Source organism: Pseudomonas sp. P110(2024) (assembly GCF_057480795.1).
The window spans coordinates 65,797-89,339 of record NZ_JBLIYT010000009.1; the positions used below are offsets into that span (position 1 = coordinate 65,797).

At 64.2% G+C, this 23,543-nt stretch carries 23 protein-coding genes and 1 riboswitch; of the genes, 10 read left to right on the forward strand and 13 right to left on the reverse strand.

Going from position 1 to position 23,543, the window contains the following annotated elements; genetic code table 11:
• Positions 1 to 13 precede the first annotated feature (13 nt).
• Entirely contained in the window at positions 14 to 466 is a 453-nt protein-coding gene (locus AC25ND_RS15630; RefSeq protein WP_028688317.1) for a GNAT family N-acetyltransferase, read from the forward strand.
• Between the two features lie 60 nt (positions 467 to 526).
• Here the strand turns inward: AC25ND_RS15630 and AC25ND_RS15635 are convergent, their stop codons facing one another.
• From AC25ND_RS15635 to tkt, 9 genes are all read right to left on the reverse strand, one after another.
• The gene (locus AC25ND_RS15635; RefSeq protein ID WP_028688318.1) at positions 527 to 829 is read right to left on the reverse strand and encodes a winged helix-turn-helix domain-containing protein; all 303 of its coding nucleotides are present in this window, start codon (positions 827 to 829) and stop codon (positions 527 to 529) included.
• A gap of 14 nt (positions 830 to 843) precedes the next feature.
• Positions 844 to 1,344, reverse strand: a complete 501-nt coding sequence (locus AC25ND_RS15640) for a M48 metallopeptidase family protein (protein WP_023631708.1) — start codon at positions 1,342 to 1,344, stop codon at positions 844 to 846.
• Between the two features lie 38 nt (positions 1,345 to 1,382).
• Positions 1,383 to 3,500, reverse strand: a complete 2,118-nt coding sequence (locus AC25ND_RS15645) for a putative bifunctional diguanylate cyclase/phosphodiesterase (RefSeq protein WP_028688319.1) — start codon at positions 3,498 to 3,500, stop codon at positions 1,383 to 1,385.
• A gap of 206 nt (positions 3,501 to 3,706) precedes the next feature.
• Positions 3,707 to 4,771, reverse strand: a complete 1,065-nt coding sequence (gene fba, locus AC25ND_RS15650; RefSeq protein WP_028688320.1) for a class II fructose-bisphosphate aldolase — start codon at positions 4,769 to 4,771, stop codon at positions 3,707 to 3,709.
• Positions 4,772 to 4,871: 100 nt separating this feature from the next.
• Positions 4,872 to 5,201 carry an MliC family protein gene (locus tag AC25ND_RS15655; protein WP_186596493.1) on the reverse strand — a complete coding sequence of 110 codons (330 nt, stop codon included), beginning with the start codon at positions 5,199 to 5,201 and terminating at the stop codon, positions 4,872 to 4,874.
• Positions 5,202 to 5,280: 79 nt separating this feature from the next.
• Positions 5,281 to 5,499, reverse strand: coding sequence for a hypothetical protein (locus AC25ND_RS15660; protein ID WP_062360254.1), 219 nt, complete (start codon positions 5,497 to 5,499; stop codon positions 5,281 to 5,283).
• Positions 5,500 to 5,531: 32 nt separating this feature from the next.
• Positions 5,532 to 6,695, reverse strand: coding sequence for a phosphoglycerate kinase (locus AC25ND_RS15665; protein WP_486976424.1), 1,164 nt, complete (start codon positions 6,693 to 6,695; stop codon positions 5,532 to 5,534).
• A 12-nt stretch (positions 6,696 to 6,707) separates the two neighbouring features.
• Positions 6,708 to 7,769: an erythrose-4-phosphate dehydrogenase gene (gene epd, locus AC25ND_RS15670; protein WP_028688324.1), complete on the reverse strand. Its 1,062-nt coding sequence runs from the start codon at positions 7,767 to 7,769 to the stop codon at positions 6,708 to 6,710.
• 154 nt (positions 7,770 to 7,923) lie between these two features.
• On the reverse strand, positions 7,924 to 9,921 hold the full coding sequence (gene tkt / locus AC25ND_RS15675; protein WP_028688325.1) for a transketolase: 1,998 nt from the start codon (positions 9,919 to 9,921) through the stop codon (positions 7,924 to 7,926).
• A 326-nt stretch (positions 9,922 to 10,247) separates the two neighbouring features.
• Between tkt and AC25ND_RS15680 the strand changes: the two genes are divergently transcribed.
• From AC25ND_RS15680 to AC25ND_RS15695, 4 genes are all read left to right on the forward strand, one after another.
• Complete coding sequence (locus tag AC25ND_RS15680; RefSeq protein WP_028688326.1) at positions 10,248 to 11,240, forward strand: ArsR/SmtB family transcription factor; 993 nt, start codon at positions 10,248 to 10,250, stop codon at positions 11,238 to 11,240.
• Between the two features lie 19 nt (positions 11,241 to 11,259).
• Positions 11,260 to 12,450, forward strand: coding sequence for a methionine adenosyltransferase (metK, locus tag AC25ND_RS15685; protein ID WP_028688327.1), 1,191 nt, complete (start codon positions 11,260 to 11,262; stop codon positions 12,448 to 12,450).
• Between the two features lie 145 nt (positions 12,451 to 12,595).
• Entirely contained in the window at positions 12,596 to 14,266 is a 1,671-nt protein-coding gene (ligB, locus tag AC25ND_RS15690) for an NAD-dependent DNA ligase LigB (RefSeq protein ID WP_062360201.1), read from the forward strand.
• Positions 14,267 to 14,325: 59 nt separating this feature from the next.
• Positions 14,326 to 14,721, forward strand: coding sequence for a DUF1090 domain-containing protein (locus AC25ND_RS15695; protein ID WP_028688329.1), 396 nt, complete (start codon positions 14,326 to 14,328; stop codon positions 14,719 to 14,721).
• Between the two features lie 30 nt (positions 14,722 to 14,751).
• Here the strand turns inward: AC25ND_RS15695 and AC25ND_RS15700 are convergent, their stop codons facing one another.
• Positions 14,752 to 15,198 carry a c-type cytochrome gene (locus tag AC25ND_RS15700; RefSeq protein WP_028688330.1) on the reverse strand — a complete coding sequence of 149 codons (447 nt, stop codon included), beginning with the start codon at positions 15,196 to 15,198 and terminating at the stop codon, positions 14,752 to 14,754.
• A 119-nt stretch (positions 15,199 to 15,317) separates the two neighbouring features.
• Between AC25ND_RS15700 and mltA the strand changes: the two genes are divergently transcribed.
• Positions 15,318 to 16,469, forward strand: a complete 1,152-nt coding sequence (gene mltA / locus AC25ND_RS15705) for a murein transglycosylase A (RefSeq protein WP_062360204.1) — start codon at positions 15,318 to 15,320, stop codon at positions 16,467 to 16,469.
• Between the two features lie 69 nt (positions 16,470 to 16,538).
• Here mltA and AC25ND_RS15710 read toward each other — a convergent pair whose 3' ends face one another.
• A complete protein-coding gene (locus AC25ND_RS15710; protein WP_028688332.1) occupies positions 16,539 to 16,925 on the reverse strand; it encodes an MAPEG family protein in 387 nt (128 codons plus the stop codon).
• Between the two features lie 31 nt (positions 16,926 to 16,956).
• Positions 16,957 to 17,790, reverse strand: coding sequence for a DMT family transporter (locus AC25ND_RS15715; protein ID WP_182321842.1), 834 nt, complete (start codon positions 17,788 to 17,790; stop codon positions 16,957 to 16,959).
• Between the two features lie 196 nt (positions 17,791 to 17,986).
• Between AC25ND_RS15715 and AC25ND_RS15720 the strand changes: the two genes are divergently transcribed.
• Complete coding sequence (locus tag AC25ND_RS15720) at positions 17,987 to 19,225, forward strand: cation:proton antiporter (RefSeq protein WP_028688334.1); 1,239 nt, start codon at positions 17,987 to 17,989, stop codon at positions 19,223 to 19,225.
• A 45-nt stretch (positions 19,226 to 19,270) separates the two neighbouring features.
• Here the strand turns inward: AC25ND_RS15720 and AC25ND_RS15725 are convergent, their stop codons facing one another.
• On the reverse strand, positions 19,271 to 19,672 hold the full coding sequence (locus tag AC25ND_RS15725; protein ID WP_028688335.1) for an acyl-CoA thioesterase: 402 nt from the start codon (positions 19,670 to 19,672) through the stop codon (positions 19,271 to 19,273).
• A 179-nt stretch (positions 19,673 to 19,851) separates the two neighbouring features.
• Positions 19,852 to 19,948, forward strand: a riboswitch (S-adenosyl-L-homocysteine riboswitch).
• 21 nt (positions 19,949 to 19,969) lie between these two features.
• Between AC25ND_RS15725 and ahcY the strand changes: the two genes are divergently transcribed.
• The 3 genes from ahcY to AC25ND_RS15740 all read left to right on the forward strand — a co-directional run bounded on the left by ahcY (position 19,970) and on the right by AC25ND_RS15740 (position 23,539).
• Positions 19,970 to 21,379: an adenosylhomocysteinase gene (ahcY, locus tag AC25ND_RS15730; protein WP_028688336.1), complete on the forward strand. Its 1,410-nt coding sequence runs from the start codon at positions 19,970 to 19,972 to the stop codon at positions 21,377 to 21,379.
• A 139-nt stretch (positions 21,380 to 21,518) separates the two neighbouring features.
• The gene (metF, locus tag AC25ND_RS15735) at positions 21,519 to 22,364 is read left to right on the forward strand and encodes a methylenetetrahydrofolate reductase [NAD(P)H] (RefSeq protein ID WP_028688337.1); all 846 of its coding nucleotides are present in this window, start codon (positions 21,519 to 21,521) and stop codon (positions 22,362 to 22,364) included.
• 98 nt (positions 22,365 to 22,462) lie between these two features.
• Positions 22,463 to 23,539 carry a hypothetical protein gene (locus AC25ND_RS15740; protein WP_186596506.1) on the forward strand — a complete coding sequence of 359 codons (1,077 nt, stop codon included), beginning with the start codon at positions 22,463 to 22,465 and terminating at the stop codon, positions 23,537 to 23,539.
• Positions 23,540 to 23,543 lie beyond the last annotated feature (4 nt).

A 23,543-nucleotide genomic window follows, 5' to 3' on the forward strand; every position in this document is an offset into this window, starting at 1 on the left:
GGAGTACCCATCCATGTCCATCGAGTGGATCTGCAAGCACCATGGCGACCTTGCCAAGGAACAACTCTACGCCATCCTGCAACTGCGCACCGAAGTGTTCGTGGTCGAGCAGCGTTGTGCCTACCAGGAAGTCGACGGGCTCGACCTGTGTGGCGACACATTGCACCTGATGGGCTGGGACGGTGAGCGGCTGGTGGCGTACCTGCGCTTGCTCGATCCGCAATCGCAGGACGGCGAGGTCGTCATTGGCCGGGTGGTGACGTCCCCCGAGGCGCGCGATATGAAGCTGGGCCACCCACTACTGCTGAAGGGACTGGAAGCTGCCGGCCATTGCTGGCCTGGCGTATCGATCTATCTGTCGGCCCAGGCGCATTTGCAGGGGTTCTACGCTCGCCATGGTTTCGAAGCGGTCGGCGAAGAATACCTCGAGGACGATATTCCGCACATCGGCATGCGTAAAGGCTGAGATTGCCGGGAGCTCTGCGCGTACCATCGCGGGACAAGCCCGCTCCCACGGGGAGCCCTTTCAGGGATAACCCAACACTTCGCGCAGCTGGCGCAGGTGCTGGATGATCCACTGCTTGTCGATCGCCCCCCAGTCGCGGATGCGGTAATGCCCGGCATGGTTGCGCGCGCCAGCCTGCTGCTCGAACTCGCAGACGATATCCAGGTCGGCCAGGGCGGCGATGGTGTCCTGGGCGGTACGCCGTGGCATGCCGGTGGCCTCCATCAGCGCCGGCACGCTGGTGGCGGTCTGGCTGTCGATCAGCCAGGCCACGTAGAGGCGGCGGTAGAAGCTGCTGCGGGTCTTGCTCACTTCCGTGGTCATGGGGTGCTTGTCCCTCAGGTGTTGCCCGGCAGCTCCCGATAGGTCAGGTAGACGCGCAGGTCGAATTCCAGTTGATGGTAGTCCGGCTCCATGTGCTGGCAGAGCTGGTAGAAGGCCTTGTTGTGGTCGCGTTCTCTCAGGTGCGCCAGCTCATGCACCACGATCATGCGCAAAAACTGCGGCGCCGCCTCGCGAAACAGCGAGGCGACGCGGATTTCCTTCTTCGCCTTGAGCTTGCCGCCCTGCACCCTCGACACCGCCGTGTTCAGGCCCAGCGCCCGGTGGGTGAGGTCCAGGCGGTTGTCGAACAGCACCTTGTCCAGCGGCGGCGCACTGCGCAGGTACTGCTGCTTGATTTCCTGGGCATAGCCGTACAGTGCCTTGTCACTCTGCACGTCATGGCGCTCGGGGTAGCGCTGGCGCAGGTAGTCGCCCAGGCGATCGCTGGCGATCATCTGGCGCACCTGTTCCTGCAGGTGCGGCGGGTAGGCTTGCAGGTAGCGTAAGGCGGTCATGGCAGGCGTTCGGAACGGGAAGACGCGAGTTTAGCCAATCACGACGCCCATGGGAAAACCACCGGGAAGTTGCCGGCATCGCTGGCGGTCAGCGGACGGGCGACCAGGAACCCCTGCACGTAGGCGCAGCCGGCATCCTTGAGCCATTCGGCCTGGGTCTGGGTCTCCACGCCCTCGGCGATCACCGTGATGTCGTAGGCCGCGCACAGGCCAATGACGCTGCGCACCAGCGCGATGTCCGCCGCCGAGTCCGGTAGCCGCGCAACCAGGTGGCGGTCAAGTTTGAGGGTGTCGATGGGCAGGTCGCGCAGCATGCGCAACGAGCAATCGCCGGCACCGAAGTCGTCCAGTGCCACGCGAATACCCAGCTCGCGCAGGCGGTGCACCTGCTTCACCGCCGCGTCGATGTTGTACATCAGCGACGTCTCGGCCACCTCCACCTCCAGCTGATCGGGCTGCAGTTGGTGCTTGTCGATCACCTGGGCCAGTTCATCGACCAATCCAGGCATGGTGAACTGGGCGCGGCTCAGGCTGATGCCCAGCACCAGCTGCGAACCGAAGCGCTCGCTCCAGGCATTGCGCTGCGCGGCGCCCTTGCGATAGATCCAGCTGGCCAGGCGGTTGATCAGCCGCGCCTCTTCCAACAAGGGAATGAACAGCCCGGGGGGCACATCACCGACACTCGGGTGCTTCCAACGCAACAGCGCCTCGAAGCCGCGCAGCCGACCGTCGGCGAACGCCACCTGGGGCTGGTAGACCAGGCTGAAGTCGTTCTGCTCGATGGCCGTGCGCACGCTGTCCTCAAGCATCAGTCGTGAACGGGCGCGACCATTGAGTTCCTGGTCGTAGAAACGGTACTGCTGGCGCCCGGCCTGCTTGGCCGCATACATTGCGGCATCGGCCGCCCGCAGCAGGCCTTCCACGTTGGCGCCGCAGTCCGGGTAGGTGGCGATGCCGATGCTCACCCCCAGGTTGACCTCCAGGCCATCCACCTGCTGGAAGCTCGACATCCGCTCCAGCAGCTTCTCGGCATAGCGTCCGGCCTGCTCGGGGTATGGCAGTCCGTCGAACAACGCGGTGAACTCGTCACCGCCCATCCTGGCCAACAGCGCCTCGCTGCCCAGGCACTCCTTGAGCTGATCGGCCACCCAGCGCAGGACCTTGTCGCCGGCCTCATGGCCGAGCAGGTCGTTGATCCGCTTGAAGCCATCCAGGTCCATGTACATCAAGGCCTTGGCCTTGTCCGAGCGCTCGTTGCGCAGCAGCGCGCTCTCGGCGGCCTGGTAGAACCCGCGGCGGTTGAGCAGCCCGGTCAGCGGGTCGGTGACCGCCTGGTATTCGAGCTGCTGGTGCAGGTTGCGCACCACGGACATGTCCAGCACCGTCACCACCATGGCCTTCTGTTCGGCGGGCAGCGGCGCGCAGGACAGCGCCACCGGCACCAACTGGCCTGCGAGTGTACGCAGCTGGGCGTCGTGCACGCGGAAGATCTGCCGGCCCAGGTAGGCCTGGTAGAAGTCCGACTCGTGCCACAGGTTGGCGCAGGGCAGCTGGATCAGGTCCAGCATGTGCGCGCCCTGCAACTTGTCCACCGGGGTATCGAGCAGGCGCGAGACGGCCGGGTTGGCGAAGCCGATGCAGCCCGACTCGTCCACCACCAGAATGCCCTCGGCGGCGTTCTCCAGGATCGAGGCATTGAAGGCCCGCGCCGATTCCAGTTCGCGGGTCAGGCGTTGCAGCATGCGCCGGTTGCGCTGCTGCTCCAGCTGGGCCTGGACCTTGGGTTTGAGAATCTGCGGGTCGAAGGGTTTGAACAGGTAGTCCACAGCACCGCTGGCATAGCCTTTGAGCACCGCCGCCTCGGACTGTTCATTGGCGGTGAGGAAGATGATCGGCGTTAGCCGCGTGCGTTGGCTGCCGCGCATCAGGCGGGCCACCTCGAAGCCGTCCATTTCGGGCATCTGCACGTCGAGCAGGACCAGGTCGACTTCGTGTTCGAGCAGGGTGCTCAGGGCTTCCATCCCTGAACTGGCGGTCAGTACCTGCCAATCCTGGCGGGACAGCAAGGCCCGCATGCTGATGAGGTTTTCCGGGTAGTCGTCTACGACCAGCAGCACCGAGCTGCTTTCCGGTGATTGTGAATAAGCGCCATCCATGCTGCTTCTCTTGGTAAGTCCAACTGCGACTTGTGATTGGATCCGATTATTACTCTAGACTCGGCCCCCGAAGACGCAATGCAGGCAGATGGCCGTAAGCCATCTGAACCGATGTTAGCCGACTAACGGTATAAGCGGTGGGCAGTCGACATACGGGCACAAAAAAGCCCGCATCGCTGCGGGCTCCTTCGTTGAACGGTGCCGGATCAGTTGATCTTGGCCGCCAGTTCACCTTTGGCATAACGCTGGAACATGCCTTCGAGGGTGATCGGCTTGATCTTCGAAGCATTGCCGGCGGTGCCGAAGGCTTCGTAGCGGGCGATGCACACGTCACGCATGGCCTTCACGGTCTCGGCGAAGAACTTGCGTGGGTCGAACTCGCTTGGGTGCGCAGCCATGTAGCGACGGATGGCACCGGTGGACGCCAGACGCAGGTCGGTATCGATGTTGACCTTGCGCACGCCGTACTTGATGCCTTCGACGATTTCCTCGACCGGTACGCCGTAGGTCTCTTTGATATCACCACCGAACTCGTTGATGATCTTCAGCCATTCCTGCGGTACCGACGAGGAACCGTGCATCACCAAGTGGGTGTTGGGGATGCGCTTGTGGATTTCCTTGATGCGGTCGATCGCCAGGATGTCACCGGTGGGTGGCTTGGTGAACTTGTAGGCGCCGTGGCTGGTACCGATGGCGATGGCCAGGGCATCGACCTGGGTCTTCTTGACGAAGTCGGCGGCCTCTTCCGGGTCGGTCAGCATCTGGCTGTGGTCCAGAATGCCTTCTGCGCCGACGCCGTCTTCCTCGCCGGCCTGACCGGTTTCCAGGCTGCCCAGGCAGCCCAGCTCACCTTCCACCGACACACCGCAGGCGTGGGCGAACGCCACGGTCTGCTGGGTGACGCGGACGTTGTAGTCGTAGTCGGACGGGGTCTTGCCGTCTTCCTTCAGCGAGCCGTCCATCATCACCGAGCTGAAGCCCAGCTGGATCGAGCGCTGGCACACGTCTGGGCTGGTGCCGTGATCCTGGTGCATGCACACCGGGATGTGCGGGAACTCTTCGATGGCGGCCAGGATCAGGTGACGCAGGAACGGGGCACCAGCGTACTTGCGGGCGCCGGCCGAGGCCTGGACGATGACCGGAGAGTCGGTGGCGTCTGCGGCTTCCATGATGGCGCGCATCTGCTCGAGGTTGTTGACGTTGAAAGCCGGAACGCCGTAGCCGAACTCGGCGGCGTGGTCCAGCATCTGGCGCATGCTAATGAGTGCCATTGTGTATCTCTCTCCCGACAAGCGTCGTTTGTTTCATGCAAGCCTGCCGCAGGGGCGGTTGCTGTTCAAGTAGTGTGGGCCATCTACACGGCCCGGCCAGTCACGGTGCCTTGCAGCCCCGCCCAATCAGATCGTTGGTCGCCACCCAATACACCAGGCCTTCGTCACCTTTGGTGTGGAAGGCCAGCATGCCATCGCTGTACAGCGCGCCGGAGGCACCCGGCTCGGCCTTGAGCCGATGGACTTGGTCGCCGCCGCCGAGACGGACATCGACTGTGTCCTGCTGCGGGTCGGCGAAGCGCCACAGCACTTCGGCCTGGCTGTCGCAGACCCAGCGGGTCCAGTTGTCCGCCGGGGCCGGTTGGGCCGGCTGCAGCAGCGAGCAGCCTGCCAGGATCGCCAAGGCCAGTGCGGCCAGAAGCACTTTCATCAAACTACTCCGCTGGGGGCTGCGCCGCAGCCCCGGTATTCAAGACCACGAAACCCTTGCCAGGTTGCCAACCACCCGATCAAGGGCAGCCCGGGGCCCTGCGCTGGTGTTCGTCGTCATACTTTTCCAGGCCGTCCGGACCCAAGCGCTTGTTGATCACCGGTGCCGTCTCCGCCTGCCACTGGGACTGGTAGCAACCCCCCTTGGGCGGCTGCGCCGGATCGGCCTCGCTGCCCTTGTTGCTGGAACAGGCGCCCAGCAACAAGGCCACGATCATCACAGGCAATTGCTTGACCATCAGGTCGCTCCCTTTGCCAGGCGCCTTCACGCTCAGGCCTTGGCCCGCTCTTCCAGGATTGCCACGGCAGGCAGGACCTTGCCCTCGACGAACTCGAGGAACGCGCCGCCACCGGTGGAAATGTAGGAGATATCGGCACCCACGCCATACTTGTCGATGGCCGCCAGGGTGTCACCGCCACCGGCGATGGAGAACGCGGCGCTGTCGGCGATGGCCTTGGCCAGGACCTGGGTGCCGTTGCCGAACTGGTCGAACTCGAACACACCGACCGGACCGTTCCAAAGGATAGTCTTCGAGGTCTTGAGCAATTCGGCGAACTGCTCGGCGGTCTTCGGACCGATGTCCAGGATCATGTCGTCGGCAGCCACATCGGCGATCGCCTTGACGGTGGCTTCGGCGCTCTCGGCGAATTCCTTGGCGACCACCACGTCCACTGGCAGCGGTACGCTGACCTTGGCGGCGATGGCCTTGGCGGTCTCGACCAGGTCAGGCTCGTACAGCGACTTGCCGACCGGGTGACCGGCGGCGGCAAGGAAGGTGTTGGCAATGCCGCCACCGACGATCAGCTGGTCGCAGACCGCGCTCAGGCTGTTCAGCACGTCCAGCTTGGTCGACACCTTGGAACCGGCGACGATGGCAGCCATCGGCTTGGCCGGAGCTTTCAGGGCCTTGCCCAGGGCATCCAGCTCGGCGGCCAGCAGGGGGCCTGCGGCGGCGACCTTGGCGAACTTGGCGACGCCATGGGTGGAACCCTCGGCGCGGTGGGCGGTACCGAAGGCGTCCATCACGAACACGTCGCACAGGGCGGCGTATTTCTGCGCCAACTCGTCGGCGTTCTTCTTCTCGCCCTTGTTGAAGCGCACGTTTTCGAACAGCACCAGGTCACCGGCCTGCACCTGAACGCCGTCGAGGTAATCGGCGACCAGCGGCACGTCGCGGCCCAGGGCCTTGCTCAGGTAATCGGCAACCGGCTTGAGGCTGTTCTCGGCGGAGAACTCACCTTCGGTCGGGCGGCCCAGGTGCGAGCAGACCATCACCGCCGCGCCCTTCTCCAGGGCCAGCTTGATGGTCGGCAGCGCTGCCAGGATACGCGCGCCGCTGGCTACCACACCGTCCTTCACAGGGACGTTGAGGTCTTCGCGAATCAGTACGCGCTTACCTTGCAGGTCGAGGTCGGTCATCTTCAACACGGTCATGAATGCAGTCCTTCAGGGCTGTTTGCTGCGGGTTGGGTGTACGACGTGCAGATAGTGTTCGGCGACGTCGAGCATACGGTTGGCAAACCCCCATTCGTTGTCGAACCAGGCCAGCAGGTTCACCAGGCGAGGGCCTGAGACGCGGGTCTGGCTGGCATCGACGATGGCCGAATGCGGGTCATGGTTGAAATCACAGCTGGCGTGGGGCAGCTCGGTGTAGGCCAGCAAGCCTTTCAGCGGGCCATCCAGGGCAGCCTCGCGCAGCACCCGGTTAACTTCCTCGGCGCTGGTATCGCGGGAAGTCTGCAGGGTGATGTCCAGGCACGAGACGTTGACGGTCGGCACGCGTACCGCTTTGGCCTGGATTCGCCCGGCAAGTTCCGGCAGCAGGCGTTCGATACCCCGGGCCAGGCCGGTGGACACCGGAATCACCGACTGGAATGCCGAACGGGTGCGACGCAGGTCTTCGTGGTGGTAGGCGTCGATCACCGGCTGATCGTTCATCGCCGAGTGGATGGTGGTGATCTGCACGTATTCGATGCCAAAGGCTTGGTCCAGCACGCGCAGCAGCGGCACGCCGCAGTTGGTGGTGCAGGAGGCGTTGGACACCAGCAGTTCGCTACCGGTCAGGCAATCCTGGTTGACCCCATAGACCACCGTGGCGTCGATGTCCGCCTCGCTGGCCATGGGCTGGGAAAACAGCACCCGTGGCGCGCCGGCATCGAGGAAGCGCTGGCCGTCGGCACGGGTGTGGTAGGCGCCGGAGCATTCCAGCACCAGGTCAATGTCCAGGGCGGCCCAGTCGATGCCTTCCGGGGTAGCGCTGCGCAGCACTTTCACGCAGTCGCCGTTGATATGCAGACAGTCGCCGTCAACCTTCACCTCGCCGGGGAAACGCCCGTGGGTGGAGTCGAAGCGCGTCAGGTATTCCAGACTGGCCTGGTCGGCCAGGTCGTTCAGCGCGACGATCTCGAAACCGGCCTTCGCCCCCCGCTCGAACAGTGCGCGCAGGACACAGCGGCCGATGCGGCCGTAACCGTTGAGTGCAACTTTGTAGGGACGCGGGTGGGGCATTCGATGGCTCGCTAACGCATGATGGCTTTGGGGGCCGCGTTGCGGCCCATCGCGACGCAAGGCCGCTCCCACAGGGTACGGTGTACGCCATACCTTGTAGGAGCGGCCTTGTGTCGCGAAACGAGGGCAACGCCCTCGCCTCGCACAGTCTGAATCAGTCTTCCAGCAGCTCTTCGGCGGTGCCCAGGATGTTGTCCAGGGTGAAGCCGAATTCCTCGAACAGCGCGCTGGCCGGGGCCGACTCGCCGTAGGTGGTCATGCCGATCACGCGGCCTTCGAGGCCGACGTACTTGTACCAGAAGTCAGCGTGAGCGGCTTCGATGGCGATACGCGCGCCAACTTCCAGCGGCAGTACCGACTGCTTGTACGCGGCATCCTGGGCGTCGAACACGCTGGTGCTCGGCATCGACACGACACGGACCTTGCGGCCTTCAGCGGTCAGCTTGTCAAAGGCTTGAACGGCCAGGCCCACTTCGGAGCCGGTGGCGATCAGGATCAGCTCAGGCTCGCCGGCGCAGTCCTTGAGCACGTAACCGCCACGGGCGATATCGGCGATCTGCTGGGCGTCGCGGGTCTGATGCTGCAGGTTCTGGCGCGAGAAGATCAGCGCCGACGGGCCGTCCTTGCGCTCCAGGGCATGCTTCCAGGACACGGCGGATTCCACCGCGTCGGCCGGGCGCCAAGTGTCCAGGTTCGGCGTGCTGCGCAGGCTGGTCAGCTGTTCGATAGGCTGGTGGGTCGGGCCGTCCTCACCCAGGCCGATGGAGTCGTGGGTGTAGACGTGGATCACACGCTGCTTCATCAGTGCCGACATGCGCACGGCGTTGCGGGCGTATTCCATGAACATCAGGAAGGTGGCGCCGTAGGGCACCAGGCCGCCGTGCAGGGCGACGCCGTTCATGATGGCGGTCATGCCGAACTCGCGCACGCCGTAGAACACGTAGTTGCCGCTGGCATCGTTGGCTTCGACGCCCTTGCAGCCTTTCCACAGGGTCAGGTTGGAGCCGGCCAGGTCGGCGGAGCCACCGAGGAACTCGGGCAGCAGCGGGCCAAAGGCGTTCAGGGTGTTCTGGCTGGCCTTGCGACTGGCGATGGTCTCGCCCTTGGCGGCAACTTCGTTGATGTAGGCCTGGGCCTTCTCGGAGAAGTCGGCTGGCAGGTCGCCTGCGGCGCGGCGCTTGAACTCGGCGGCCAGCTCAGGGTAGGCCTTGGCGTAGGCGTCGAAACGCTGGTTCCACTCGGCCTCGACCTTGGCGCCGGCTTCCTTGGCATCCCATTCGGCGTAGATGTCGGCAGGGATTTCAAATGGGCCGTGGTTCCAGTTCAGTTCCTTGCGCGCCAGGGCGATTTCGTCGTTGCCCAGCGGTGCGCCGTGGCAGTCTTCCTTGCCCTGCTTGTTCGGCGAGCCGAAGCCGATGATGGTCTTGCAGCAGATCAGGGTCGGACGATCGCTCTTACGCGCGGTCTCGATGGCAGTCTTGATCTCGTCGGCGTCGTGGCCGTTGACGTTGCGGATCACCAGCCAGTTGTAGGCCTCGAAGCGCGCCGGGGTGTTGTCGGTGAACCAGCCGTGGACTTCACCGTCGATGGAGATGCCGTTGTCGTCGTAGAAGGCGATCAGCTTGTTCAGACCCAGGGTGCCAGCCAGCGAGGCGACTTCATGGGAGATGCCTTCCATCATGCAGCCGTCGCCGAGGAACACGTAGGTGTTGTGGTCGACGATGTCGTGGCCTTCACGGTTGAATTGGGCGGCCAGCACTTTTTCCGCCAGGGCGAAGCCCACGGCGTTGGCGATGCCCTGGCCCAGCGGGCCGGTGGTGGTCTCGACGCCCGGGGTGTAGCCATACTCCGGGTGACCCGGGGTGCGGCTGTGCAGCTGGCGGAAGGCCTTGAGGTCGTCGATGTTGACGTCGTAGCCGGTCAGGTGCAGCAGCGAGTAGATCAGCATCGAGCCGTGGCCGTTGGACAGCACGAAGCGGTCACGGTCGGCGAAGCTTGGGTTGCTCGGGTTGTGCTTCAGGTAATCGCGCCAAAGCACTTCGGCGATATCCGCCATACCCATGGGGGCACCTGGGTGGCCGCTGTTGGCCTTTTGCACGGCATCCATGCTGAGGGCACGAATGGCGTTGGCACGTTCACGACGGCTGGGCATCGCTGAGTCTCCTGGGGCTTGAAATAAGTGGTGAAGCGAAAAAGGCGACCATTTTCGCCCACAGGGGGGGCCGGGGGCAATGACGTATGGTCGCAGTCGGGCTTTTTTCCTGTGATTGATTGGCAAAAGAGCAGAAAAGCGGGGTTGTGGGAGCGAGCCTGCCCCCGCGATGGCGTCAGCCCTGGCCCATCCCCCCGTCTGATCTGACGCCATCGCGGGGCACACCACTCCCACGAGGCATCCCTGGAAGCCACTGATCAGGCAATATCAAAACTTTTTGATATTGCTATTGCGACGACAGCATCCCCTGTCTAGACTCCCGCCCCATGAACTTCAATGCGCCCGTCACCCCACAACGCAGCGACGAACTGGCCGCCCTGTGCAAGGCCGGCGGCGACCCTCTGCGCCTGAACGTACTGCGCGCATTGGCCAACGACTCGTTCGGCGTGCTGGAATTGGCACAGATCTTCGACATCGGCCAGTCGGGCATGAGCCATCACCTGAAGGTGCTGGCCCAGGCCGAGCTGGTGGCGACCCGTCGCGAGGGTAACGCGATCTTCTACCGCCGTGCCCTGCCCGATAGCCAGCGGCTGGGCGGCCGCCTGCATGCGGCGCTGCTCGATGAAGTCGACAATTTCGCCCTGCCTCAAGCAGTGCAGGCCCGCATCGCCCAGGTACAGCAGCGTCGCGCCGCCACCAGCCAGGATTTTTTCCTGCGCGTGGAAGAGAAATTCCGCGCCCAGCAAGACCTCATCGCCGGCCTGCCGCAATACCGCGAGAGTCTGCTGGCACTGCTCGACAAGCTGAGCTTCGAGGATGGCGCCAGCGCCCTTGAGGTCGGCCCCGGCGACGGCGGTTTCCTACCCGACCTGGCCAGGCGCTTCGAGCAGGTCACGGCCATGGACAACAGCCCGACCATGCTCGAGCTGGCCCGCCAGGTATGCGAGCGCCACGCACTGAACAACGTCAACCTGCAGTTGGCCGATGCACTGGGTGCAACGGATGTGGAAGCTGACTGCGTTGTGCTGAACATGGTCCTGCACCATTTCAGCGACCCGGCCCAGGCCCTGCGCCTGCTGGCCAGACGGGTGAAAGCGGGCGGAAGCCTGCTGGTCACCGAGCTGTGCAGCCATGACCAGGGGTGGGCCCGCGAAGCCTGCGGCGACCTGTGGCTTGGCTTCGAGCAGGACGACCTGGCCCGTTGGGCCAACGCGGCAGGGCTGGCCCCAGGGGACAGCCTCTACGTGGGCTTGCGTAACGGTTTCCAGATCCAGGTCCGGCATTTCCAGCGGGCCACTGGCGACATTCAACATCGGTAAATTTCAGGAACCCATCGAGATGAGCGAATACTCCCTTTTCACCTCCGAGTCCGTGTCCGAAGGGCATCCGGACAAGATTGCCGACCAGATCTCCGACGCGGTGCTGGACGCCATCATCGCCCAGGACAAATACGCCCGCGTGGCCTGCGAGACCCTGGTCAAGACCGGTGTCGCGATCATCGCCGGTGAAGTCACCACCTCGGCCTGGGTCGACCTGGAAGACCTGGTGCGCAAGGTCATCATCGACATCGGCTACAACAGCTCCGACGTCGGCTTCGACGGCGCCACCTGCGCCGTGATGAACATCATCGGCAAACAGTCGGTGGATATCGCCCAGGGCGTCGACCGCTCCAAGCCGGAAGACCAGGGCGCCGGCGACCAGGGCCTGATGTTCGGCTACGCCAGCAACGAGACCGAAGTGCTGATGCCTGCGCCGATCTGCTTCTCGCACCGCCTGGTCGAGCGCCAGGCTGAAGCGCGCAAGTCCGGCCTGCTGCCTTGGCTGCGCCCGGATGCCAAGTCGCAGGTCACCTGCCGTTACGAAAACGGCAAGGTAGTGGGCATCGATGCCGTCGTGCTGTCGACCCAGCATAACCCTGAGGTGTCACAGAAAGACCTGCAGGAAGCGGTGATGGAGTTGATCGTCAAGCACACCCTGCCGGCCGAGCTGCTGCACAAGGGCACGCAGTACCACATCAACCCGACCGGCAACTTCATCATCGGTGGCCCGGTGGGCGACTGCGGCCTGACCGGCCGCAAGATCATCGTAGACTCCTACGGCGGCATGGCCCGCCACGGTGGCGGCGCGTTCTCCGGCAAGGACCCGTCCAAGGTCGACCGCTCTGCAGCCTATGCCGGCCGCTACGTGGCCAAGAACATCGTCGCCGCCGGTCTGGCCGAGCGCTGCGAGATCCAGGTGTCCTACGCCATCGGCGTGGCCCAGCCGACCTCCATCTCGATCAACACCTTCGGCACCGGCAAGGTTTCCGACGACAAGATCATCCAACTGGTGCGCGAGTGCTTCGACCTGCGTCCTTACGCCATCACCACCATGCTCGACCTGCTGCACCCGATGTACCAGGAGACCGCGGCCTACGGCCACTTCGGCCGTACTCCGCAGCAGAAGACCGTCGGCGACGACACCTTCACCACCTTCACCTGGGAGCGCACCGACCGCGCCGCCGCCCTGCGCGACGCAGCTGGCCTGTAAACCTCCTACAGCAGTAACGGAAAGCCCCTGCCGAGTGATCGACAGGGGCTTTTTCGTGACATATCGGCTGACAAATCCCCGCCGCTGCCCACACCGTCACCCGCCTAGGCTAAGGACACTTTCCCGCCTTGCAAGGATGCCGGCCATGCCATTGCTGCTGATCTTCATTGCACTGCTGTTGCACCACCCCGTCGCCCAGGCAAGCACCTGCCCGGCCTGGGACACGGCGCAGGCCGAGGCCGAGGTCGCCCAGCTGCGTGCCACCCTCGCCCACTGGGACGAGCAGTATCACCGCCAAGGCGTCGCCCTGGTGGCCGATGAGCTCTACGATCAAAGCCGCCAGCACCTGCTGGAGCTTCAAGCCTGCTTTGGCCTCTCCCACAGCGATTCCCCGCTGGCCAGCGCACGCGGCACAGCCCCCCACCCGATACCTCACACCGGCGTCGGCAAGCTCGCCGACGAGCAGGCCGTAGCCCGATGGCTGCAGGGCAAACGCAATGTCTGGATGCAGCCGAAGGTCGATGGCGTCGCGGTCTCGCTGATCTACCGCCAAGGCCAGCTGACAGGCCTGCTCAGCCGTGGCGATGGAATACTGGGGCACGATTGGAGCCGGCACATCCCCTTGCTGAGCGGCATCGTGCAGCAACTTTCCCAACCGCTGGACGCGGTGTTCCAAGGCGAGCTGTACTGGCGCCTGAACAACCATGTGCAGGCCGAGGCAGGCAGCGCCAATGCCCGCGGCACCGTCGCCGGGATGCTGGCACGCACGCGGATGAGCGAAGAGCAGGGCGCAAGCATCGGACTGTTCGTCTGGGACTGGCCACACGGCCCGGATAACCAGGCCGAGCGCCTAGCACGCCTGGCAGCACTGGGCTTCACCGACAGCCAGCGGCTGAGCGTGGCCATCGATGGCTTTGCCGAAGCCGCGCGCTGGCGCCAGCACTGGTACCACTCGCCCCTGCCCTTCGCCACCGACGGCGTGATCCTGCGCCAGGACAGTCGCCCGGCGGCGCAGCGCTGGCGCGCCCAGGCGCCCTATTGGATCGCTGCCTGGAAATACCCCTTCACCCAGGCGCTGGCGCAGGTCAGGGATGTGCAGTTTCGAATCGGCCGGACCGGGCGCATCACGCCCTTGCTGGTATTGCAGCCAGTGACCCTGGACGACCGCCGGATAAACCAGCTCAGCCTCGGCTCGCTGGCGCGCTGGAAGGAGCTGGATATCCGCCCGGGTGACCAGATAGCGGTCAGCCTGGCCGGCATGACTATCCCACGCTTGCATAGCGTGGTGCATCGTGCCGCTCGACGCCCCATCGTGCAGGCTCCGGATCCGGCGACCTACCACGCCTTCAGCTGCTGGCAGGCAGTCGAGGGATGCCAGCAGCAGTTCATCGCCCGCCTTGCCTGGTTGAGCGGCAAGCAGGGCCTCGACCTGCCTGGCATGGGGGCCGAAACCTGGAAACGCCTTGTCGAAAGTGGCCACATCGTGCAGTTGACCGATTGGCTGAGCCTCGATCAGAAGCAGCTGCTCGAGGTACCCGGGATCGCCGAGGCACGAGCCAGGCAATTGCATGCGGCTTTCGCTCAGGCCCGCCAACAGCCCTTCCAGCGTTGGCTGCGGGGCCTCGGCATACCCGCGCCGTCCAGCCTGCAACTGGGCCCCGACTGGCCCACACTGGCCTCCAGAAACATCGAGCAATGGCTTGCCGAACCTGGCGTCGGGCCCGGTCGTGCCGAGCAACTGCAGGCTTTTTTCGCCCACGAGCAGGTCCAGGGACTTGTCGGAAACCTGCGCAACCATGCAATCGAGGGTTTCTAATTTGCGCGGATCAGGGCAGCATTTCGCTTTCCGCTGCCCTGCCCGATATGGAGCCCCCGATGAAACTGCTTTCGTCCCTCGCCCTGTCCACCCTGCTCGGCTTCGCCGCCAGCCCGCTGCTGGCTGCCCAAGAGCAGCCGGGCCTGACCGGCTGCGCAGCCAAGCGCCAGGCCATCAGCGAACAGATCGAACAAGCCCGCGCCCATGGCAACAGCGACCAGCAAGCAGGCCTGGCAAAGGCCTTGGACGAAGTCACCGAGCACTGTACCGATGCCGGTCTGCGCAAGGAACGCGAGCAGAAGGTGCTCGACGCCCGCCACGAAGTGAACCAGCGCACCAAGGACCTGGACAAGGCCATGAAGAAGGGCGACGCGGAGAAGATCAACAAGCGCAAGGACAAACTGGCCGAGGCGAAGAAGGAGCTGCAGGAGGCCGTGGACGAGCTCGAACGCTAACCGGATAGCTTCCCACAAGAGCCCCTTGGCTCAGTGATTGCGAAACTCGCTATGACAGGCCTTGCACGCCGCCTCGACCTTGTCCATCGGCGCCTTCACCTGGGCTGCGTCCAGTGGCTGGGTACGGGTCACCGCGACCAGCTCGCCAGTGACGCCCTCCAGTTGCCGGGCCAGGTCCTGAAATCGCGCCTGGCGCTCCCAGACCGCGGCCCGCGCGCTGCTATCACCCGCGTCGCGCGCCTGTGGGAAGTGCTGCCACGGTGCATGGGCCAGGCTGTCCAGCTTCGCCGCGCCATCGGCGAACTTCACGCCGTCGAAGGGCAAGCGCCCGCGCAGCATGCCGCCCATGTCTTCGCTGGTCTTGAGCATCTGCTTGAAGATCGCCTTGCGCTGGCCCAACGGCGAGTTGGGGTCGACGCCGTCACAGGCGCTCAGGGCAAGGGCGGCGAGCAGTACTACGGTCAATCGCTTGAACATCACGGTCTCTTCGGCCAGGAAAACGGGCGGCCAGTATCGCCGCCCCGGGGGCAAAGACCAATAGCCACACAGAAAACAGGGGTGAATCTTCATGCTTTTCCCCACACAGGATCGACAACATGAAATCTGCATTGCGCCATTTCGCTTGGGCACTGCCCGCCCTGGCGCTCCTGGCCGGCTGCAACGGCGGTGAAAGCGCCAAGCCCGAACCCCACGCCATCGCCACCTACGTACCAGCTACTTTCAAGGATCTGCCCCAGGTCAGCGACGACGACCTGTTGGCCGGCTTCTACGCCTGGCGCAATGGCTGCGAGAAGCTAAGGCGCGACCCGGTGTGGGCCGCCACCTGCGAAGCAGCCGGCTCGGCAACGGCGAATGCCGCCCAGGTGCGCACCTTCCTCGAACAGAATCTGCAGGTCTATGCCCTGCGTTCGGCGCAGAACAGCGCCAACGGCCTGATCACCGGCTACTACGAGCCGGTCTACCCCGGCAGCCTGGCCCGCACCGACAGCGCGCGTGTACCGGTGTATGGGGTGCCCGAGGACATGATCGTGGTCGACCTGGCCAGCGTGTACCCCGAGCTCAAAGGCAAACGCCTGCGCGGGCGCCTTGACGGACGGGTGCTCAAACCCTACGACACCGCCGAGGTGATCAACCGCGACGGCGCCAAGGCGCCGGTGCTGGCCTGGCTGACCGACCCGATGGACCTGCAATTCCTGCAGATTCAAGGCTCGGGCCGTATCCAGCTGGAGAACGGCCGCCAGTTGCGCCTGGGCTACGCCGACCAGAACGGCCACCCGTACCGCCCGATCGGACGCTGGCTGGTGGAACAGGGACAGCTGCCGAAAGAGGAGGTGACCATGGGCAGCATCCACGCCTGGGCCCAGGCCAACCCGCAGCGCGTGCCCGAGCTGCTGGCCAGCAACCCGAGCTACGTGTTCTTCAGTACCCGCCCGGACAGCAACGAGGGGCCGCGCGGCTCGCTCAACGTGCCGCTGACCGCAGGCTACAGCGTCGCGATCGACCGCAAGGTAATCCCCTTGGGCAGCCTGCTGTGGCTCTCCACCACCCGCCCGGACGGCAGCCCGGTGGTGCGTCCGGTCGGCGCCCAGGACACCGGCGGCGCCATCACCGGCGAAGTGCGCGCGGACCTGTTCTGGGGCACCGGCCACGAGGCCGGCGAGCTGGCGGGGAACATGAAGCAGCAGGGACAGATCTGGATGCTGTGGCCCAAAGGTCAGCCTTTGCCTGAAGTGCCGAAAGTACCCTGACAGACGCTATCGCGGGGCAAGCCCGCTCCCACGATGATTGCGTGGGAGCGGGCTTGCCCCGCGATCCATTCAGATCGATACGACGAAGAACGACACAATCAGCGCCATCCCAACGAACCACACCAGCGAACGCAGCACCGCCCAGTCCGCCAGGTAGCAGATGATGTAGAGCAGCCGGCTGGTGATGTACACCACCCCCAGCACATCCTGGGTCACCTGCTCGGCATTGCCGACGATATCGGCCACAAGAACCGCCGCGGCAAACGCGGGAAACGCCTCATAGCCGTTCAGCTGGGCAGCATGGGCGCGTCGAGGCAACCCTTCCAGCTTGTCCAGGAACGCACGCGGGTCGTGATTGGCGCGCAGGCCAAAATACCCGCTGCTGAGCTTGGCGATCAATGCGCACAGCGGCGGCAGGAACAGCGCGACGAGAATGCACCACAGGGCAACGGTCATCTACAGGACTCCTTGTTCACAGAGGATCGGTTCACAGCTTCATCACCAGCATGCCGGCCAGGACCAGCCCGCAAGCTAGGAGTCTCGGCCCGCCAAAAGGTTCTTTGAGGTAACGCATGCCCAGCAACACCACGAGGATCACGCTCAGCTCGCGCAGCGCCGCCGCCTCCGCCACCGATCCCAGGTGCATGGCCCACAGCACCAGGGCGTAGCTCAGCAGCACGCACACCCCCACCGTCAGCCCGAGACGCCACTGAGTGCGCCAAAACATGGCGAACGGTGCCCGCCGCGCCACCCCGGCCAGCAACGGGAACGGCCAGGCGCTGAGCAGGGTCAGCCACACCAGGTAATCCCAGGGCTTGCCCCACAGGCGCACGGCCTGGCCGTCGAACCAGGTGTAGCAGCCGATGCACAGGCCGATCAGGGCCACCACCGGCAGCATCGACCAGGGCAGGCGATCACCGCCACCACCCTGCCACAACAGGCAGGCCATGCCGCAGGGGATCAGCAGGATGCCGATGATCTGCTGCTGGCTGAGCGACTCGCCGGCAAAAGCCAGGGTCAGTCCGAGCACGACCAACGGCGACAAACCACGCATCAACGGATAGACCAGCCCCAGGTCACCGACGCGATAGGCTTTGATCAGCAGGTAGCGGTAGAGCTGCTCGGCCAGCGCCGATGCCAGCAGCCAGGGCCAGATGCCCGCCGGGGGAAAATCGACGAACGCCACCGCCAGAATGGCGAAGACCAGTGCGACCAGGTCCATGCTGGCGATCACCAGAAGGCGTTCGCCGCTGAATTTGATGAGGGTGTTCCAGGTCGCGTGGAGCAGGGCTGCGACCAGTACCAGGGAGGTTGCCAGCACGCGGGGCTCCTTGCGCAATGACCAGGCGGCTGCACGCACTATAACGCTTGCTCCCATAAAGAATCTGCAATCCGTTCTGAGGAACGAATTTGGTATTTCCGGTCATAAGGTGTGTCCCGAGCCCCGCGCCAGATCATCCAAGAACTGCCCGAGTTACTCGGGAAACGACTTGGAAGCCACTGTTACAGGATTCGGGATGCTTGAATTAGTTGCCGCGTTTATCTGCCTCACCACCCTCCTCACCTATGTGAACTACCGCTTCATCGGCCTACCGCCGGCCATCGGCGTGATGGTCACCGCATTGCTGTTCTCCCTGATACTGCAGGGCCTGAGCCTGATCGGCTTCCCCGGCCTGGAAGAGCGCGTCGAAGGCCTGATGAACCAGATCGACTTCAATGACCTGTTGATGCACTGGATGCTGTCGTTCCTGCTGTTCGCCGGCGCCCTGCACGTCAACCTCGCTGACTTGCGCAGCTACCGCTGGCCGATCGGCCTGTTGGCCACTATCGGGGTGCTGATCGCCACCGTGGTGATCGGCTACCTGGCGCACTGGGTGTTCGCCCTGTTCGGCTGGAACGTGCCGCTGATCTACTGCCTGCTGTTCGGCGCGCTGATCTCGCCAACCGACCCGATCGCCGTGCTCGGCGCGCTGCGCACCGCCAACGCCTCGAAACCGCTGAAGACCACCATCGTAGGTGAGTCGCTGTTCAACGACGGCACCGCGGTGGTGGTGTTCACCGTGCTGCTGGGCATCATCCAGCTGGGCGAGACCCCGAGCGTGTCTGACACGGCCCTGCTGTTCGCCCGCGAAGCCATCGGTGGAGTGGTGTTCGGCGGGCTGATCGGCTACGCCACCTACCGCATGATCAAGAGCGTCGAGCAATACCAGGTCGAGGTCATGCTGACCCTGGCGCTGGTGATCGGTGGCTCGGCCATGTGCTACGAGCTGCATGTGTCGGCGCCGATCGCCATGGTGGTGGCCGGCCTGATTATCGGCAACCTGGGGCGCAACCTGGCGATGAACGACATGACACGTCGCTACATGGACGGATTCTGGGAACTGATCGACGACATGCTCAACGCCCTGCTGTTCGCCCTGATCGGCCTGGAGCTGTTGCTGCTGCCCTTCAACTGGCTGCACCTGGCGGCCGGTGGCGTGCTGGCGCTGGCGGTGCTGGCCTCGCGCCTGCTGACCGTGGCGCCAGCCATCGTGTTGCTGCGCCGCTGGCGGACCGTGCCGCAGGGCACCATCCGCGTGCTGACCTGGGGCGGCCTGCGTGGTGGCGTGTCGGTGGCCCTGGCGCTGTCCCTGCCACAGGGCGATGAACGTGACCTGCTGCTGTCGATCACCTACATCGTGGTGCTGTCGTCGATCCTGGTGCAGGGGCTGACGGTCGGCAAGGTGGTGCGCAAGGTCAGCACACAAACCGAGTAATAGCGAGGGAGCGGCGGTGCGCCGCTCCCACGAACGCTCCAGCGCTTATTCGACCGCGCTGTCCGGGAACTGATCCTGGATGTACTTGATCTCGGTACGCCCGTGCGGCGCCGGCAGCCCGTCCTCGCCGAGGTTGACGAAGACCATCTTGTCGACTGTGAGGATGGCCCTGCGAGTGATCTTGTTGCGCACTTCGCACTTGAGGGTGATCGAAGTGCGGCCGAACTCGGTGGCGGTAATGCCCAGCTCGATGATGTCGCCCTGGCGCGAGGCGCTGACGAAGTTGATCTCGGAAATGTACTTGGTCACCACGCGCTGGTTGCCCAACTGGACAATGGCGTAGATCGCCGCCTCCTCGTCGATCCAGCGCAGCAGGCTGCCGCCGAACAGGGTGCCGTTGGGGTTGAGGTCTTCGGGTTTTACCCATTTGCGGGTGTGAAAGTTCATCTGTACTCCTGACCTGCCTGGCTCACATGGGCTAATGATGGCAGACCGCTCGGCCACCCTCCATTGAACATCGACTATCGTCTCGATTAATCGACAGAAAGTCTTGGGTGTGTCACACGCCCGCGGCTATAATCCCTGCCGTTTCACATGGTCTCCCGCAGTGGTGGCCATCCCGCCACCCGACCGAGGGGCGCTGCAGCAGGCTCGGCCTGTCAGGCTCGGTTGGGGCGTTGTCCGCGCAAGCGGACGCTTAACGCACAACGGCGCCCATTCGCACACTACGAATGGAGGCTCTCAATGAGCGCTGTAAACACGCCTGCTGGTTTTTCCGACTTCAAGGTCGCCGACATCTCCCTGGCCGACTGGGGCCGCAAGGAAGTCATCATCGCCGAATCGGAAATGCCGGCACTGATGGGCCTGCGCCGCAAGTACCAAGCCGAGCAACCGCTCAAGGGCGCGAAGATCATCGGCTGCATCCACATGACCATCCAGACCGCCGTGCTGATCGAGACCCTGGTCGCCCTGGGCGCTGAAGTACGCTGGTCGTCGTGCAACATCTTCTCCACCCAGGACCAGGCCGCCGCCGCCATCGCCGCCGCCGGCATCCCGGTGTTCGCCTGGAAAGGTGAAACCGAGCAAGAGTACGAGTGGTGCATCGAGCAGACCATCCTGAAAGACGGCCAGCCATGGGACGCCAACATGGTCCTGGACGACGGCGGTGACCTGACTGAAATCCTGCACAAGAAATACCCGGCCATGCTGGACAAGATCCACGGCGTGACGGAAGAGACCACCACCGGCGTGCACCGCCTGCTCGACATGCTGGCCAAGGGCGAGCTGAAAGTCCCGGCGATCAACGTCAACGACTCGGTCACCAAGAGCAAGAACGACAACAAGTACGGCTGCCGTCACAGCCTCAACGACGCCATCAAACGCGGTACCGACCACCTGCTGTCGGGCAAGCAGGCCCTGGTGATCGGCTACGGCGACGTGGGCAAGGGTTCGGCCCAGTCCCTGCGCCAGGAAGGCATGATCGTCAAGGTCACCGAAGTCGACCCGATCTGCGCCATGCAGGCCTGCATGGACGGCTTCGAAGTGGTCTCGCCGTTCAAGGACGGTATCAACACCGGTACCGAAGCCGGCATCAACAAAGACCTGCTGGGCCGCATCGACCTGATCGTCACCACCACCGGTAACGTCAACGTCTGCGACGCCAACATGCTCAAGGCCCTGAAGAAGCGTGCCGTGGTCTGCAACATCGGCCACTTCGACAACGAGATCGACACCGCCTTCATGCGCAAGAACTGGGCGTGGGAAGAGGTCAAGCCGCAGGTGCACAAGATCCACCGCACCGGCGCTGGCGTATTCGACCCGCAGAACGACGACTACCTGATCCTGCTGGCCGAAGGACGCCTGGTGAACCTGGGCAACGCCACCGGCCACCCAAGCCGCATCATGGATGGCTCGTTCGCCAACCAGGTGCTGGCGCAGATCTTCCTGTTCGAGCAGAAGTTCGCCGAACTGCCAGCCGCCAAGAAGGCCGAGCGCCTGACCGTGGAAGTGCTGCCGAAGAAGCTGGACGAAGAAGTGGCCCTGGAAATGGTCCGCGGCTTCGGCGGCGTGGTCACCCAGCTGACCCCACAGCAGGCCGAGTACATCGGTGTGACCGTCGAAGGTCCGTTCAAGCCGGACGCCTACCGCTACTAAGCAGCGGCGCCAGCGCCGGGCTATCGCCCTGGCGCTGGCTGGCAACGCGTCGTACCGATGTCCGAGCCAGGCCGGCCCCAACCGTCCTGGCTTTTATTTGCAGGTAGCCGCCCCGGGCGCGCCACCGAAGGAACGAGAGATGTCTCAAGAACGCCGCTACAGTTTCGAGTTCTTCCCAACCAAGACCGACGCCGGCCACGAGAAGCTGATGGGCGTCGCCCGCCAGTTGGCCAGCTACAACCCGGACTTCTTCTCCTGCACCTACGGTGCCGGTGGCTCGACCCGCGACCGCACGCTGAACACCGTGCTGCAGCTGGAAAGCGAAGTGAAGGTCCCCGCCGCCCCGCACCTGTCCTGCGTAGGTGACAGCAAGGACGACCTGCGCGCCCTGCTCGCCGAGTACCAGACCGCCGGCATCAGGCGCATTGTCGCCCTGCGCGGCGACCTGCCATCTGGCATGGGCATGGCCAGTGGCGAGCTGCGCTACGCCAGCGACCTGGTCGAGTTCATTCGCCAGGAAAGCGGCGACCACTTCCACCTGGAAGTGGCCGCGTATCCGGAGATGCACCCACAGGCGCGTAACTTCGAGGCAGACCTTGCCAACTTCGTGCACAAGGTCAAGGCCGGCGCCGACAGCGCCATCACCCAGTACTTCTTCAACGCCGACAGCTACTTCTACTTCGTCGAGCGCGCACAGAAGCTGGGCGTGGACATCCCGGTGGTGCCCGGCATCATGCCAATCACCAACTACAGCAAGCTGGCACGCTTCTCCGACGCTTGCGGCGCCGAGATCCCGCGCTGGATCCGCAAGCAGCTGGAAGCCTATGCCGACGACACCGCCAGCATCCAGGCCTTCGGCGAGGAAGTGATCACCCGCATGTGCGAACAACTGCTGCAAGGCGGCGCACCGGGCTTGCACTTCTACACCCTCAACCAGGCCGAGCCGAGCCTGGCGATCTGGAACAACCTGAAGCTGCCACGCTGAAAGATGTTGCCGGTAACAATTAATTAGAGCCATGAAGAAGGCTTTGCCTTAGGCTAAAGCCTTCTTCACTTCCGCCTCGCAATAGGTTACCGGCCAGCATGCAGCACCCTCATTCCGCTCACCCTCAGCTCGTCTACCTGGCATTCGGTCCGGCCACTTACCATCAGGAGGCCTGCTTCAGCATCGTCAGTGCCTTGGCACACCTGCGATCCACCCCCGGCGTGTCCATGGACATCCAGGTCTACACCGACAACGCCGAGCCCTATTACAACCTGCCGGTCACCGTTCACCTGCTCGACGAGGCCACCCGCAGAACCTGGAACCAGCCACACGGCTACCATTTCCGCAGCAAGCACGTGCTGCTGCGCCAAGTCCTTGGGCACCACCCGCTGGCCGTGCTCATCGACACCGATACCTTCTTCCGTACCTCCCCCAAGTACCTGTTCGACCGTGTCACAACCGGCAGCCTGCTGTGCAACGCTATTGGCGGACGATACGGCGAGAACCAGAAATGCCCGCTGTACAAGAACCTGGTCGGCATTCTCGAAGAGCGCGGTCTGGCCGACCGCCAGATGCCGCTGGTCAACTCCGGCGTGATCGGGCTCACCGCACAGGATGCCCCGATCCTGGACCAGTCCATCGCCCTGATGGACGAACTGCACCCATTGGCCAGGGAAGCCTATACGCTCGAGGAGTTCTGCCTTGCGGTGGTGGCTTACCGTACGCTCAAGCTCAACGAGTGTACCGACGTCATCCACCATTACTGGAGCCGCAAAGCCCAGTTCCGCGCAAAGATCCAGGCCTGGCTGCACAAGCACGGCGACGCGCCGTTGAGCGAGGCGGCACTGGCGGACGTTGCGCTGGTCAACGACCAGCTCCCCCGCCCACCGGCTCTGCAACGCCTTGCATACAAGGCCTTGAGCCTTACACTTCCCAGCAAGGAGCGGCAATTCGCTCGCGAACTGTTGTATGGCTGCTACCCCTACGAAAACGAATTCGATCGGGCGTGCGCCTGCGCATGGTGGGACAAGGCCCTGGAAAACCTTACCCAACGCGAGGGGCAACCGGCCCCTGAGCAATTGCGTAAGTGCCTGCGCCACCCCGGACTGCGCCTAGCGCTGGGCCAGCGCAGGCAAGAGATCGAGACGCACCTGCTGAAACAGCGGCAGGCCTGACCCG

Coding starts and splice junctions, on each gene's coding strand:
- tkt (WP_028688325.1), bottom strand. CDS start 9,921: ATGCCCAGCCGTCGTGAACGTGCCAACGCCATTCGTGCCCTCAGCATG.
- AC25ND_RS15695 (WP_028688329.1), top strand. CDS start 14,326: ATGAAACTGCTTTCGTCCCTCGCCCTGTCCACCCTGCTCGGCTTCGCC.
- AC25ND_RS15700 (WP_028688330.1), bottom strand. CDS start 15,198: ATGTTCAAGCGATTGACCGTAGTACTGCTCGCCGCCCTTGCCCTGAGC.
- AC25ND_RS15630 (WP_028688317.1), top strand. CDS start 14: ATGTCCATCGAGTGGATCTGCAAGCACCATGGCGACCTTGCCAAGGAA.
- mltA (WP_062360204.1), top strand. CDS start 15,318: ATGAAATCTGCATTGCGCCATTTCGCTTGGGCACTGCCCGCCCTGGCG.
- ligB (WP_062360201.1), top strand. CDS start 12,596: ATGCCATTGCTGCTGATCTTCATTGCACTGCTGTTGCACCACCCCGTC.
- AC25ND_RS15720 (WP_028688334.1), top strand. CDS start 17,987: ATGCTTGAATTAGTTGCCGCGTTTATCTGCCTCACCACCCTCCTCACC.
- AC25ND_RS15710 (WP_028688332.1), bottom strand. CDS start 16,925: ATGACCGTTGCCCTGTGGTGCATTCTCGTCGCGCTGTTCCTGCCGCCG.
- AC25ND_RS15740 (WP_186596506.1), top strand. CDS start 22,463: ATGCAGCACCCTCATTCCGCTCACCCTCAGCTCGTCTACCTGGCATTC.
- metF (WP_028688337.1), top strand. CDS start 21,519: ATGTCTCAAGAACGCCGCTACAGTTTCGAGTTCTTCCCAACCAAGACC.
- epd (WP_028688324.1), bottom strand. CDS start 7,769: ATGCCCCACCCGCGTCCCTACAAAGTTGCACTCAACGGTTACGGCCGC.
- AC25ND_RS15635 (WP_028688318.1), bottom strand. CDS start 829: ATGACCACGGAAGTGAGCAAGACCCGCAGCAGCTTCTACCGCCGCCTC.
- AC25ND_RS15645 (WP_028688319.1), bottom strand. CDS start 3,500: ATGGATGGCGCTTATTCACAATCACCGGAAAGCAGCTCGGTGCTGCTG.
- AC25ND_RS15655 (WP_186596493.1), bottom strand. CDS start 5,201: ATGAAAGTGCTTCTGGCCGCACTGGCCTTGGCGATCCTGGCAGGCTGC.
- AC25ND_RS15640 (WP_023631708.1), bottom strand. CDS start 1,344: ATGACCGCCTTACGCTACCTGCAAGCCTACCCGCCGCACCTGCAGGAA.
- AC25ND_RS15680 (WP_028688326.1), top strand. CDS start 10,248: ATGAACTTCAATGCGCCCGTCACCCCACAACGCAGCGACGAACTGGCC.
- metK (WP_028688327.1), top strand. CDS start 11,260: ATGAGCGAATACTCCCTTTTCACCTCCGAGTCCGTGTCCGAAGGGCAT.
- fba (WP_028688320.1), bottom strand. CDS start 4,771: ATGGCACTCATTAGCATGCGCCAGATGCTGGACCACGCCGCCGAGTTC.
- AC25ND_RS15665 (WP_486976424.1), bottom strand. CDS start 6,695: ATGACCGTGTTGAAGATGACCGACCTCGACCTGCAAGGTAAGCGCGTA.
- AC25ND_RS15725 (WP_028688335.1), bottom strand. CDS start 19,672: ATGAACTTTCACACCCGCAAATGGGTAAAACCCGAAGACCTCAACCCC.
- ahcY (WP_028688336.1), top strand. CDS start 19,970: ATGAGCGCTGTAAACACGCCTGCTGGTTTTTCCGACTTCAAGGTCGCC.
- AC25ND_RS15660 (WP_062360254.1), bottom strand. CDS start 5,499: ATGGTCAAGCAATTGCCTGTGATGATCGTGGCCTTGTTGCTGGGCGCC.